Source organism: Bradyrhizobium embrapense (assembly GCF_001189235.2).
Lineage (GTDB): Bacteria > Pseudomonadota > Alphaproteobacteria > Rhizobiales > Xanthobacteraceae > Bradyrhizobium > Bradyrhizobium embrapense.
In genome coordinates, this window is the sequence record NZ_LFIP02000003.1 from 254339 (window position 1) to 267752 (window position 13414).

Annotated in this window: 13 protein-coding genes; 8 read left to right on the forward strand and 5 right to left on the reverse strand. The window is 63.7% G+C overall.

All coding sequences use genetic code 11. From position 1 onward, the window contains the following. Positions 1-22 precede the first annotated feature (22 nt). The 5 genes from AKN83_RS15230 to AKN83_RS15250 all read left to right on the forward strand — a co-directional run bounded on the left by AKN83_RS15230 (position 23) and on the right by AKN83_RS15250 (position 5895). The gene (locus AKN83_RS15230) at positions 23-1561 is read left to right on the forward strand and encodes an SUMF1/EgtB/PvdO family nonheme iron enzyme (RefSeq protein WP_050403143.1); all 1539 of its coding nucleotides are present in this window, start codon (positions 23-25) and stop codon (positions 1559-1561) included. 36 nt (positions 1562-1597) lie between these two features. Then, a complete protein-coding gene (locus AKN83_RS15235; protein ID WP_050403144.1) occupies positions 1598-2023 on the forward strand; it encodes a DUF4399 domain-containing protein in 426 nt (141 codons plus the stop codon). 152 nt (positions 2024-2175) lie between these two features. After that, the gene (locus tag AKN83_RS15240) at positions 2176-2922 is read left to right on the forward strand and encodes a transporter substrate-binding domain-containing protein (RefSeq protein WP_083992076.1); all 747 of its coding nucleotides are present in this window, start codon (positions 2176-2178) and stop codon (positions 2920-2922) included. 358 nt (positions 2923-3280) lie between these two features. Beyond that, the gene (locus AKN83_RS15245; RefSeq protein WP_050403146.1) at positions 3281-4099 is read left to right on the forward strand and encodes a formate/nitrite transporter family protein; all 819 of its coding nucleotides are present in this window, start codon (positions 3281-3283) and stop codon (positions 4097-4099) included. Between the two features lie 59 nt (positions 4100-4158). Next, positions 4159-5895, forward strand: a complete 1737-nt coding sequence (locus tag AKN83_RS15250) for a bifunctional protein-serine/threonine kinase/phosphatase (RefSeq protein WP_050403147.1) — start codon at positions 4159-4161, stop codon at positions 5893-5895. A 28-nt stretch (positions 5896-5923) separates the two neighbouring features. Here AKN83_RS15250 and AKN83_RS15255 read toward each other — a convergent pair whose 3' ends face one another. Next, entirely contained in the window at positions 5924-6712 is a 789-nt protein-coding gene (locus AKN83_RS15255) for a substrate-binding domain-containing protein (RefSeq protein WP_050403148.1), read from the reverse strand. Between the two features lie 142 nt (positions 6713-6854). Continuing rightward, positions 6855-8078 (reverse strand): polyhydroxyalkanoate depolymerase, encoded by a 1224-nt coding sequence (locus AKN83_RS15260; RefSeq protein WP_157113400.1) that lies wholly within the window; start codon positions 8076-8078, stop codon positions 6855-6857. 174 nt (positions 8079-8252) lie between these two features. On the opposite strand from AKN83_RS15260, the gene AKN83_RS15265 reads away from it, so the two are divergent. Further along, on the forward strand, positions 8253-8909 hold the full coding sequence (locus AKN83_RS15265) for a glutathione S-transferase (protein ID WP_050403149.1): 657 nt from the start codon (positions 8253-8255) through the stop codon (positions 8907-8909). Positions 8910-9228: 319 nt separating this feature from the next. After that, a complete protein-coding gene (locus AKN83_RS15270; protein ID WP_050403150.1) occupies positions 9229-9663 on the forward strand; it encodes a cupin domain-containing protein in 435 nt (144 codons plus the stop codon). 257 nt (positions 9664-9920) lie between these two features. Here AKN83_RS15270 and AKN83_RS15275 read toward each other — a convergent pair whose 3' ends face one another. Next, positions 9921-10145, reverse strand: coding sequence for a hypothetical protein (locus tag AKN83_RS15275; protein WP_050403151.1), 225 nt, complete (start codon positions 10143-10145; stop codon positions 9921-9923). A gap of 192 nt (positions 10146-10337) precedes the next feature. Between AKN83_RS15275 and AKN83_RS15280 the strand changes: the two genes are divergently transcribed. Next, positions 10338-10709, forward strand: a complete 372-nt coding sequence (locus AKN83_RS15280; protein WP_050403243.1) for a hypothetical protein — start codon at positions 10338-10340, stop codon at positions 10707-10709. A 114-nt stretch (positions 10710-10823) separates the two neighbouring features. Here AKN83_RS15280 and AKN83_RS15285 read toward each other — a convergent pair whose 3' ends face one another. Both AKN83_RS15285 and AKN83_RS15290 read right to left on the reverse strand, forming a co-directional pair. Further along, entirely contained in the window at positions 10824-11927 is a 1104-nt protein-coding gene (locus AKN83_RS15285; protein ID WP_050403152.1) for a mandelate racemase/muconate lactonizing enzyme family protein, read from the reverse strand. 130 nt (positions 11928-12057) lie between these two features. Beyond that, the gene (locus AKN83_RS15290) at positions 12058-13296 is read right to left on the reverse strand and encodes an ABC transporter substrate-binding protein (protein ID WP_050403153.1); all 1239 of its coding nucleotides are present in this window, start codon (positions 13294-13296) and stop codon (positions 12058-12060) included. Positions 13297-13414 lie beyond the last annotated feature (118 nt).

The following is a 13414-nucleotide window of genomic DNA, read 5'->3' on the forward strand; positions in this document are numbered from 1 at the left end:
ATTTTGGAGCAGCCGGAGCGCCATGGGCGAAATTCGCGACTTTAAGTCAGGCCGGTCACAGTCCGACAACACACAGCCGCCCGGCACTTCGATGCCGCGGCGCCTGGCGGCGATCGTGGTCGGCGATATCGCCGGCTACAGCCGGCTGATGCAACTCGATGAGGAGGGCACGCATACCCGCGTCAAGCGGGCCGAGCGCGACCTGATCGAGCCGACCATTGCCGAGCACCATGGCAAGCTGGTCAAGACCACCGGCGACGGCTTCATCGCGATGTTCGACAGTCCGGTCGAGGCCGTCCGGTGCAGCATCGTGATTCAGCAGAACATGATCGGCCGCAACGCGGCGATCGCGAGAGATCGCTGGATCGAGTATCGGATCGGCGTCAATCTCGGCGATGTCATCATCGAGGCCGACGACATCTATGGCGACGGCGTCAACGTGGCCTCGCGTCTGGAAGGAATTGCAGCGCCCGGTGAAGTCTTCATCTCCGGCGGCATCTACGAGCAGATCAAGCACAAGATGGTCTGTGGGTATGAATCGCTCGGCGACAAGAAGGTCAAGAACATCACCGATCCGGTCAGGGTTTATCGCGTGCTGCCGGACGCCGCCGCGTACCAGAGGACCCGCCGGCGCCGTGAGTCCATCCTGCTTACGCTGCTCGGACTGGCCGTCGCGATCATCGCCGCGGGCGCGCTTTGGTATATGCTCGCGCAGCCGCGCGGCAAGCTGTCCGAGGTGGCGCGGGCGCCTTCGGCTCCGCCGGCGGCTCAGCAGCCTGCACCGAGCCCGGCTCCAGCGCAGACCGCAAGTCCGGCTCCAAGCGCAACGCCGGCCCAGCAGGCGTCACCTCAGGTCGCCCCTTCCGTCAGTCCCACAGCGTCCGTGCCGGAGCCCGAAATGGTGTCGCTTCAAGGCGGCAGCTTCTCGATGGGGAGCAATGACGATCCGTCGGAACGGCCGATCCGCAGGGTGACGGTCAAGTCCTTCGCGATGGGCAAATATCCGGTCACCGTGCGGGAATGGAACGCCTGCGCGGCGGCCAAGGCATGCGGCTTCGTCGCCACTGGCAAGGACGACGTGCCGGTCACCAATGTGAGCTGGAGCGACGCGAAGCAGTATGTGGCGTGGCTCGCCGAGCGCACCGGGAAGGCTTACCGGCTGCCGAGCGAAGCCGAATGGGAATATGCGGCGCGTGGCGGAACGCAATCGAAATACTGGTGGGGCGACCAGGTGCAATCGGGCCATGCCGGCTGCAAGGATTGCGGTGGTGATGCTGCCGCCGAACAGCCGGTCAAGGTCGGCAGCTTCAAGCCGAATCCGTTTGGTCTCTACGACATGGGCGGCAGTGTCGATCAGTGGGTCGAGGATTGCTGGCACAGGAACTACCAGGGCGCCCCTGTCGACGGTGCGGTGTGGCTTGGTGGCGACTGCGGCTCCCATGTCATTCGTTCCGGCTCCTGGAAGAACGACGCGCGCTATGTCCGTCCGGCCAATCGCGACAATTACGACACCAATGTTCGCTACCCGACCCATGGTTTCCGGGTCGCGCTGTCTCCCTGAGAGATCGTCTGCAATCGCCAGGTTCATGGAGGGGCTATGAAGAGTTCACGCTTGATCATCCTGGCTGCGGCACTGGCATTGCTCGCCAGTCCCGCCACGGCGCAAAACAAACCGGCGGGGAAAGACACCAAGCTGTATTTCATCTGGCCGCACGACGGAGCCAAGGTCAAAAGCCCGTTCTGGTGCCGCTTTGGGCTGCGCAATATGGGCGTCACCCATGCCGGCGACGAATATCCGAACAGTGGCCATCACCATCTACTGATCGATGTGAATGAGCCGCTCAATCCGAACGAGCCGATCCCGTCGGACAAGTCTCACCAGCACTTCGGTGCGGGCCAGACCGAGACGCAGCTCGATCTGGCGCCCGGCAAGCATACCTTGCAGCTGGTGCTGGGCGACGCCAAGCACTATCCATTCAACCCGCCGGTCGTCTCCGAGAAGATCACCATCCGGGTCAAATAGACCGACACGGATAGCTCCCTTGCGCGAACCGCCGCTTGCGCAAAGCGGCCTCGTGCGGTTTGTTGCGCGGCCGGGCGCAAGACCGGCGTGGAGGGCGTCCGATGTCGTCTCGACTGCTGCGTCTGGTCTGCGTCGTTCTGGGAGTGATTGTGATGGCCGTATCCGCCAACGCCGACGCCTTGAAGGATCAGATCGCGCCGACCGGAAAGCTCCGGGTCGCGATCGCGATCAGCCCGGCGGGCGGCGCGTTCTGGTCGACGCGGACCGCGAACGGCTATGCCGGCGTTCCCGTCGATCTCGGCCGCGAGATGGCGGCGCAGCTCGGCGTTCCCGTCGAATATGTCGTGCACCAGAATTCCGGACAGATCACCGACGCTGCGGCGAAGAACAGCTGGGACGTCACATTCCTGCCCAAGGATCCCGAACGCGAGACCAGGATGACGTTCGGGCCGATCTACGAGGTCGCCGACGCCACCTATATCGTCAGGCCGGGTTCCAGGATCACGAACTTCGCCACGCTCGACCAGGACGGCGTCAAGGTCGCTGCCGTCAACAACACCACGACCATGCGTGGCGCGATCGCGCATCTCAAGCATGCCAAGGTCACGGGTTATCAGACCTATGACGAGATCTTCCATCTCCTGGCGAACGGCGAGGTCGACGCCTTCGCATTGTCGCGCGATCAGCTGATGGCGATGGCCAAGAAGATTCCGGGCACCTGCGTGCTGGACGAGACCTTCAAGCAGACCGTCACCGCGGTCGCCGTGCCGCTCGACCGCCCGCTGGCCGCAGCGTTCGTCGCGAAGTTCATGACCGAGGCGATCGCCAACGGCACGCTGCGCAAGGCCTACGACGATAACGGGCTGAAGGACACGCCGGTCCGTACCGAGGTGAAGTAGCGGCGCGTATCGATCCGATCCCGATCACCGTGGGCGACATCTGGGCATGCTGCATAATTCCGCGCCATCGCGCCGGGCAGCGTTCATTCGATTAAGCCATTGTATTGCAATATGTTTTTTGCTTACCCCCGACGAGGGCGGTTGGCACATCGATTGCTTTTGATTGATCAGTCAATGACGACTGCCGTTCTCCGGATGGCCGAAGCCAGTGCAGGCCGAGGCAAGGGGACCAAGGCGCCCGGCCGGGCGTCGTGAGCAATCGTCACCCCATCTCCCCGGACGGATGAGCATTACAACCAACCCGCGTCGCTTCCGGCAGGCAGCCGGCGCGGCCGAATTGCGCAAGGGGAATTCACGAATGGCTTATCTCGCACCGTCCGAATTCGTCACCAAGATGGTGGACGCCGGCGAATCCAAGATCTTCATGTCGACGCGCGACACCGTGATCCGCGCCTACATGGCCGGTGCGATCCTGGCGCTGGCGGCCTGGTTTGCCGTGACGATCAACGTCAACACGGGCCAGCCGCTGGTCGGCGCATTGCTGTTTCCGGTCGGCTTCGTGATGCTCTATCTGCTCGGCTTCGACCTGCTGACGGGCGTGTTCGTGCTGTCGCCGCTCGCGCTGCTCGACAAGCGGCCCGGCGTCACGCTCGGCGGCGTGCTGCGCAACTGGGGCCTCGTCTTCATCGGCAACTTCGCCGGCGCGCTGACGGTGGCATTCATGATGGCGTTCGTGACCACGTTCGGTTTCACGCAGGAGCCCGACAAGGTCGGAATGACCATCGGAAACGTCGGCGAGGCGCGAACGCTGGGCTATGCGGCGCATGGCGCGGCGGGCATGGCCACGCTCTTCATCCGCGGCATGCTCTGCAACTGGATGGTGTCCACCGGCGTCGTCGGCGCCATGATCTCGACGACGGTGCCCGGCAAGGTCATCGCGATGTGGATGCCGATCCTGGTGTTCTTCTACATGGTGTTCGAGCATTCGGTGGTGAACATGTTCCTGTTCCCGTCAGGACTGATGCTGCACGCCAAGTTCTCGATCATGGACTATTTGATCTGGAACGAGATCCCGACCGTGCTCGGCAACCTCGCCGGGGGCCTCGCCTTCACCGGGCTCACGCTCTACACGACGCATGTGAAGACGGCGCCGAAGCGCCAGCGCCTCGCGGCTTGATCCCGGACGGCTTATGGGGCTCTCCTGTCGCGGAGAGCCCATTCGCATTGGGACGGTCGATGCCGCGCGCGCTGACAATATCGGTCGGGCAATTCTCTGATCAGGGCCGCAAGGACACCAATCAGGATTTCCACGGCATCCTGATCCCCGACGAGCCGCTGCTTGGGCTGAAGGGCATCGCCGTGGTGCTTGCCGACGGCGTCTCCTCGAGCAGCGTCGGCCGCATCGCCGCGGAGTCCGCGGTCAAGAGCTTCCTGACCGATTACTACTGCACCTCGGAATCCTGGTCGGTGAAGACCTCGGCGCAGCGGGTGCTGGAGGCGACCAATTCCTGGCTGCATGCGCAGACGCGGCGCAGCCTGAACCCCTACGACAAGGACAAGGGCTACGTCTGCACGCTGAGCGCGCTCGTCATCCGCTCGACCACGGCGCATCTGTTCCATGTCGGCGACTCGAGGATCTACCGCGTCGCGGGCAACAGCCTCGAGCAATTGACCAACGACCACCGCGTCGTGCTGTCGTCGCAGCAGAGCTATCTCGGCCGCGCGCTCGGCGTGAATCCGCAGCTCGAGATCGACTACCGGAATCTGTGGCTGGAGCGCGGCGACACTTTCCTGCTGGTGACCGACGGCATCTACGAGCACGTTGCCGCGCGGCAGCTGGCGAAGACGATCAGGGATGGCGCTGCCGATCTCGATGCCGCCGCGAAGTCGATCGTGGCGCAGGCCTATGACAACGGCAGCCCGGACAATCTCACCGCGCAGATCATCCGGATCGACGAATTGCCCGATGGCGAAGCCAGCGAGGTGTTCGGCCAGCCGACCGAGCTGCCGCTGCCGCCGCTGCTCGATGCACGGATGCTGTTCGACGGTTACCGGATCGTCCGCGAATTGCATGCATCGCATCGCAGCCACATCTATCTCGCGGTCGACGAGGAGAGCGGCACCACGGTCACGATCAAGATCCCCTCGATCGACCTGCGCGACGACGGCGCCTATCTGAAACGCTTCATGCTGGAGGAGTGGGTTGCGCGGCGGATCGACAGCCCGCACGTGCTGAAGCCGTTCCTGCCGCAGCGCAAGCGTAACTTCCTCTATGTCGCGATGGAGTATATCGACGGCCAGACCTTGACGCAGTGGATGATCGACAACCCGGCGCCATCGCTGGAGACGGTGCGCGACATCACCGAGCAGATCGCAAAAGGGCTGCGCGCGTTCCACCGCAAGGAGATGCTGCACCAGGACGTCAGGCCGGACAACATCATGATCGACCGGATCGGCACGGTGAAGATCATCGACTTCGGCTCGACGCGGATCTCTGGCGTCGCCGACGCGGTGGCGGCGGGCGTCGAGAACATCCTGGGCACTCAGCAATACACCGCGCCGGAGTATTTCCTGGGCGAGGGCGGTACCGCGCGCTCGGACCTGTTTTCGCTCGGCGTCGTCACCTATCAGATGCTGACCGGCCGCTTGCCCTACGGCGCGCAGATCGCGCGCGCCCGCACCTGGTCCGACTTCAACCGGCTGGTCTACCGTCCGGCCGCGCATGGCGGCCGCGACATTCCCAACTGGGTCGACGGCACGCTGGAGCATGCCGTGCAGGTCAATCCGCTGAGGCGTTACGACAGCTTCTCGGAGTTTCTGTTCGACCTGCGCAATCCCAATGCGAGATATCTGACGACGTCATCGACCCCGCTGATCGAGCGCAACCCGGTGCTGTTCTGGAAGTCGACCACGCTGGTGCTGGCGCTGGTCGTGGTGCTGCTGCTCGCTTACGGCGCGCATCATTTGCGGTAGGGGCGCCGAAAAAGTTGGCGACGTCTCGCTAATGCGTCGCGCCGGCGGCGATCGGATCAAGGCCGCTCCTGGCCAGCGCGTCGCGGGCATCTGATGAGGCGAGGAAGCTGATCAGCGCCTTGCCGGCGTCGGGCTCTTTCGAGACGGTCGCGATCCCTGCGGAGAACACCGTGATCTTCTGCAATGGCTCCGGTAGCGGACCTATGATGTCGATGCCGGCGACCGGCTTCAGCTCCGAGATCTGCTGCAAGCCGATCTCGGCCTCGCCCTTGGCGACGATCTCGCCGACCGGGGTTGCCGGGATCATCCGCGCCTTGTCCTTCATCTGGTCGGCGATGCCGAGTTTTGCGAACATCTCGGTCGAGACATAGACGCCGCTGGCGCTGTCGGAATAGGCGACCGACTTCGCCGCCAGCAGCGCCTGCTTGACGGCATCGGCCGAGCTGATGTCCGGCCTCGGTGCGCCTGATTTCACCGCAATCCCGATCGGCGACTTCACGAGGTCGACGCGGCTGTCGGCCACCACCTTGCCCTGCTTGACGAGGTCACCCAGCGCATAGCCGACCATGATCAGCACGTCGGCCGGCTCGCCGCGCGCGAGCCGCACCGGAATGGCGTTGGTCGTGGTGCCCATCGACGGCCCGAAGGCGGTTACCACCTTGTGCCCGGTCTTGCGCTCGAACTCCGGCACCAGCGCCTTGTAGGCCGCGGTCAGTCCACCCGAGATCATGACATGGACGTCGGCGGCGGATGCGGCTGACGCGAGGGCGAGGGCGCCGATCAAGGCGAGCGTGAGGGTGCGGAAGGCGGCGCGCATGGAGTTTCTCCCTGGACGATTCTTCGGGCGCGTGGGTCGTCGTGGCCGGGGAGAGTACTGCGCGAGGGGATGCGTGGCTAGCCGCTGCGTCTTTGCGAGGCGCGCACTGACTCAGATGGAGCGGTCGGGCTACCGGATCCACTCACGAATTCACGTGCACGAAATCGCGCAGCAGCGGGTAGATCTCGTTGTTCCAGCGTTTGCCGGAAAACACGCCGTAATGGCCGACGCCGGCCTGCATGTGGTGCACCTTGCGATAGGTGCGCACGCCGGTGCAGAGGTCCTGGGCGGCGAGGGTCTGGCCGATCGAGCAGATGTCGTCCTTCTCGCCTTCCACCGTCATCAGGCCCATGCGCCGGATCGCTGCCGGATTCACCGCGCGGCCGCGATGCATCAGCATGCCCTGCGGCAGCAGATGCTCCTGGAACACATCGCGCACCGTCTCGATGTAGAATTCCGCCGGCAGATCCATCACGGCGAAATACTCGTCGTAGAAGGTCTTGATCACCTCGGCCTTCGCGGTCTCGCCCTTGGCGAGATGGTCGGCGAGGTCGATGTGCTGCTTGATGTGACGCTCGAGGTTCATCGAGACGAACGCCGTCAGCTGCACGAAGCCGGGATAGACCTGACGCAGCGCGCCCTTGCACTGCATCGGCACGTAGTTGATCAGATTGTCCTCGAACCATTTGATCGGCTTGCTCTTGGCGAATTCGTTCACCTTGGTCGGCTGGATCCTTGTGTCGATCGGCCCGGCCATCAGGGTCAGCGACGCCGGCCGCGCCGGATGATTGTCTTCGGACATGATCGCGGCCGCCGCCAGCGCCGACACCGAAGGCTGGCAGATCGCCACCATATGCGCGCGCGGGCCGAGCTGGCCGAGGAAGTCGATCAGGTGGTCGGTGTAGTCCTCGAGCCCGAAGCGGCCCTCGCTGCGCGGAATGTCGCGCGGATTGTGCCAGTCGGTGATGTAGACGTCGTGATCCTGCAGCAGCGTCTTCACGGTGCCCCGCAGCAGCGTTGCGAAATGACCGGACATCGGCGCCACCAACAGCAGCCGCGGCTGCTCCGGTCCGTCCACCTTCCTGAAATGCAGCAGCGAGCCGAACGGCGTCGCATAGGCAACCTCCTCGGTCACCTCGTATTCCCTGTTGCCGGAGGACACGCTGCCGATGGCGTAGTCGGGACGGGCGTAGGTCAGGGTGGAGCGCGAGATCAGCTCGAGCGCCGCCGCGAGCCGGCCGAACGTCCGGTCGGAGGTGCCCCGCGGCACCAGATTGAGATACCGCAATGCCGCCGCGGCGCCGGTCCGCCACGGCGCCGTGAGGTCCATGTGGTTCTGATAGGCCTGGTAAAGCATTGACATCATACGCATCCGCCCTTGCCCGGCTGGATATGCAATATCGACGCCAGAGAGGGGCGGGGTGCCCGGCAAATTGGCACGTGGCTTGCTGCAAAAATGAACGGCTTCGGGGGGCGCGGCGGTTTGGACCGGCGCGCGGTGTCCGGGGGTAAGGACGCGTTCAGGGCGTGAGGGACCGATATGGCGAAGGCGACACTCACCATCAGCAGCAAGAATTACTCGTCCTGGTCGCTGCGCGGCTGGCTGCTGGCCAAATTCGCTGGGCTGGAGTTCGAGGAGGTGGTCACCGCGCCCGATGACCCCTCGGCGCGGGCCGAGCTGCTGCTGTTGTCGTCGTCGATCCTGGTGCCCTGCCTGCGCCACGAGGGCGCGACGGTCTGGGATACGCTGGCGATCGGCGAGTACCTCAACGAGATCATGCCGCATGCCGGGCTGCTGCCGGCGGACCGGATCCAGCGCGCGCATTGCCGCTCGATCTCGGGCGAAATCCATTCCGGCTTCACCACGCTGCGGTCGTCGCTGCCGGTCAACCTGAAGGGGCATTTTCCCGGCTTCAAGATCTGGTCGCGGGCGCAGGCCGATATCGATCGCGTCTGCACCATCTGGGGCGATTGCCTCGGCAAATCAGGCGGACCGTTCCTGTTCGGCGAACGCCGCACCATGGCGGACGCGATGTATGCCCCCGTGGTGACCCGCTTCATGACCTATGACGTGAAACTCGACCCGGTTCTGGCGGCGTATGCCCGCACCATCATGGCGATGCCCGAGATGCAGGAGTGGATCGAGGCGGCGAAGGCCGAGCCGGCCGATGTCGAGGAGCTCGAGGTCGAATATTAGGCAGCGCGCGTCCGGCCTGCCTGCGCCGGCGGCTCAAGCTCCGGGCAAGCTTTGCTCAATGGACGTGCCGTCGCCGCCCGGCATCGGCGTCGCGCGGCGATCGGGCGCAGCGCGCGCCGAACTCAAATTCGCGCCTCACGCCAAATGCTTCCGCTGCGATGCCAGCGCATGGCGAGGCCGATCGCCGCGGCACGACCGGGCTGGCAAGGATTTCGCATAGCAACAAGCGAGCTGTGACCGCGACGATGCGACGCTGCCGAAAATTTGGACGCTGAGCCGCGCCGCGATCTCGCGAATACGAGAACCGTGGAGGCTTGAAATGAACCAGCACGCCATCGTCAGCAAATTCTCCCACGTCAAACCCGGTGACACCGAGTTCAAGGGCGGAGGTCTGCGCGACTTCTTCCTGTATCGCGATCTCGGTATCGCCGATGCCACCGGCGGGCAGGTGATCTGCCATCTGGTCAAGGCCAATCCCGACCTGCCGCCGGAACAAGGCACCGGCTGGCACAAGCATCTGTGCGATTTCCAGATCGTGATCATGACCAAGGGTTGGGCGCGCTTCATGTACGAGGACAAGGAGACGCTGGTCGAGGCCGGCGACGTGATCCATCAGCGGCCCGGCATCACGCACTATCTGTTCGATTACTCGAAGGACATGGAATACCTCGAGATCGTCAGCCCCGCCGATTTCAAGACCGTGGATGTGCCGCCGGCAACCGAGACGGTACCGCCGGTCACGCCGTGGAAATGATCGCCAAGAAGGATCAGAGAGGGGATCACAAATGTCGTCTGCGGAAGAGTTAACCTTTGTCGTCGGCCGCTGGCTGCGGCCGATCGTCATGCTTCTGTATGTGGTGCGCCGCCTCGGGCTGATGACCACATCTAGCCGTGAACAACGGAGTACGTAGCTCAATCAGCGATTCGGACGCGGTTCGTTCCGTCCGCGTTCCAAATCTTAAGGCGCGTGTGCGCGCGCGTCGCGTTTTGAAACAGCGCGCCATGCGTCCCTCAGGCCATGCCCGCCTGCTTCACGCGCGGCATCCGCCAGGCAATGACGTTGACTTCCAGCGCGCCACCGGTTGCGTCATTGCGCCACTGGCCGTCGATGAAACGGCAGGCGAACGGCAGCTGATACGTTCCGCTGTGATCCTCACACAGCACTTCCACGCGTTGTTCCGGCGAGGGTTCGCCATTGCCATCGAATTGCGCCAGACGTTTTTCGCGCGTTGCCATGCGATATCTCCACTGCCCAAGGTCGAGCCAAAGGGGTCGAACCAAACAAGTTCCGAAGGCCCCCGTCCCCACGAGTAGTCCCCGTAATGAGTGAAGCACACCGCTCGAATGCGGTTTCAGTGTGGTATGTCTGCCCCGCTTTCAGCGTCGCAAGCACAAATCTGTGAATGACGCCTGTGATTGGGGATGCCGATGATCGCTCGTTTCGTTCTTGTCCTGCTCATGCCGATTGTATTCTACATTACTACAACCGCGCATGCGCAGGACGTTCCCGGCATCGAGATATGCACCGTCGAGAAAACGATGGAGCGGCGCACCAGCTGCCTGCAGAGCAACGTCGATTTCCTGCAGAAGACGATCGGCAAGCTCACATCGGATCATCAGCAGAAGCTCGATGCCGCCAACCGGCAGATCGCGAGCTTGCAGAATGCGCTGGCAAGCTTGCAGAAGCTCGTCACCGATTTGCAGGCGGCGCAGGTCAAGCTGACCGAGGATATGAAGAAGAAGGTCGACGCGCCGCCGGCCAAGGATGCAACGCCGGCCGCAAAGGACGGGACGAAGTAGCCTGCGGCCGTCATTGCGAGCGCAGCGAAGCAATCCATTTTCACCGCGCACGCGGAGCGATGGATTGCTTCGTCGCTTCGCTCCTCGCAATGACGGGTCCGGCGTGGTCGCAGCTCACGCCACCCGATACTTCTCCATCACATCGCGATCCGGTTCGTAGCCGAGCCCGGGGCCTTGCGGCACGGCGACGTGGCCAGTGGCGTCGACATCGATGCGGTCGCCCCACAGGCAGGCGGGGCGCTTCATGAAGAAGACCTCGATCAGGCCCGCGTCGCGGATCGCCATCAGGTGCAGCGTGGCGAGGAAGCCCGGTCCGAAATAGGGCGAGTGCGGAATCACCTGGACGCCGAACTCGTCGGCGAGCACGGCCACGCGCAGGAATTCGGTGACGCCGCCGACCTTGATCACCGACGGTTGCGCGTGACTGACCGCCCCCGCGGTCATCATCTGGCGGAATTGATGCACGGTGCAGGCGTTCTCGCCGGCCGCGATGTCGAGCCGGCCTTCTCTGCGCACCTCCGCGAGCGTCGCGAAATCCTCCGGCGGCCAGACCGGCTCCTCCAGGAACATCGGCGCGACCTGCTTGCAATCGCGGGCGAACTGGATCGCGGCCGGTCCGTCCAGCGGGCAATTCATGTCGACCATCAGCGGCACGTCGGGGCCGATCGCCTCGCGCGCGGCGGTCACCGCGGGCACGGTGGTCTCGTGCAGCTTGATCGCGGCGTAGCCGAGCTTGATCGCCTTCCTGCATTCGGCGGCGATGTGCGCGGGGTTGCCGATCCGCATCAGGCTTGCATAGGCCGGGATCGTGCTGCGCTTGGCGCCGCCGATCAATTGATGCAGCGGCACGCCCTTCACCTTGCCGGCGAGATCCCACAGCGCGATGTCGAGCGCGGAGATCGCAAACATCGTGATGCCGTAGCGGCCGAACAGATGCAGATTTCGCTGGATCTGCTCCATCGCGGCGGGAATTTGGGCGGCGTCGGGTACCTCGAGGCCGCGGGCCTGCGGCGCGATCATCTCGGTCACCGCCGTGCAGCTCGTTTTCGGGCAGACATAGGCAAAAGCATCGCCCCAGCCGGTCAGGCCGGCATCGGTCGATACCTCGACCAGCACCATGTCGAGCGCGGAGATCGCGGATGCGCCCTGGCGGAAGCTCGCGGGGCCTGCGTCATAGGGAATGCGGATATGGTGGGCGCGGACGTCGGTGATTTTCATTGTTGTTGTCCTCTTCCCTTGTTCGTCATTGCGAGGAGCGCGAGCGACGAAGCAATCCACCCCTCCGCGTACTCGGACACGATGGATTGCTTCGCTTCGCTCGCAATGACGGCGGTTATTTGGCCGGAACTTACGAGCTCTTCTCGCCGCTCATCACGGGGCCGAACCGCTCCCAGCTCTCGCCCTTGAAGCGCATCATCTGCAACTGCTCGATCGGAGCGTAGTCGTCCGGCCCGGTCTTGATCTTGGTTCCGGGCAGATAGATGCCGATCTCGAAGTTGAGGCTGGCCGCCTGCTTCATCAGGTTCTCGCGGGTGAGGTTGTCGCCGCATTGCCGCAGCACCTGCTCGAGCCCCTTGGCGACGCCGTAACCGAACACGGTCGAGGCGTCGTTCTGGTCGCCCTCGGGATACCACTTGGTCATGAAAGCGCGCCACTCGTTCATGGCCGGATCGTTCTTCCACTCGTGATCGGCGGGATCCTTCAGATACTGGGTCGACAGGATGTCCTGGCTCGCCTCGTAGCCGGCCGGCTTCATCACGCCGCCGATCGAGACCGAGACGTTGGTCAGGAACTGGACCGGATGCCAATCCAGCTCGGCGGCCTTCTTGATCGCCTGCGCCGCGAATTTCGGCGTCGCGATGTTGATGAAGATATCCGGATTGGCGCCCTTGATCTGTACGATCTGCGAATCCACCGTCGGCGACGAGGTCTCGTAGGAGGATTCGACGACGATCAGTTTCTTGGCCGCATCGCCGAGTCCCTCATGCAGGCCGATCAGATAGTCCTTGCCGAAATCGTCGTTCTGGTAGAGCACGCCGATGGTCTTGCCGGGATATTTCTGCAGGATGTACTTGGCATAGATGCGCGCCTCGACCTGGTAGCTCGGCTGCCAGCCCATGGTCCAGGGAAAATTCTTCGGGTCGTTCCACTTGGCGGCGCCGGTGGAGACGAACAGCTGCGGCACCTTCTTGGCGTTCATGTATTTCTGGATCGCGGTGTTGCCCGGCGTGCCGAGCGGATTGAAGATCAACAGCACCTCGTCGCTCTCGACCAGCTTGCGGGCCTGCTCGACCATCTTCGGCGGCGAGTAGGCGTCATCGTAGGAGATGAAGTTGACCTTGCGGCCGTTGATGCCGCCCTCGCTGTTGAGCTTGTTGAAATAGGCCGCTTCGGTCTTGCCGATCGTGGCGTAAGCGGATGCCGGGCCCGAATAGGGCATGATGTTGCCGACCTTGATCTCGGTGTCGGTCGCACCCGGATCGTACTTCTTCTGGGCGTTGGCGGCGCCGGCGGAGGCGATCGTCAAAAGCCCCGCAAGCGCCGCTGACATGACGCAGTTGGCATAGCTCAGGCGTTGGTGGTGCATCCTTGTCCTCCCTGACATGCTGGCCGCGGCTCGTGCAGTCTTGATTTTCGGGCAGCTTGGTGAGCCGTCGGATCGATGCAACTGCGAGTATGCACGATTGCAGCGGTGTTGCCAGCGA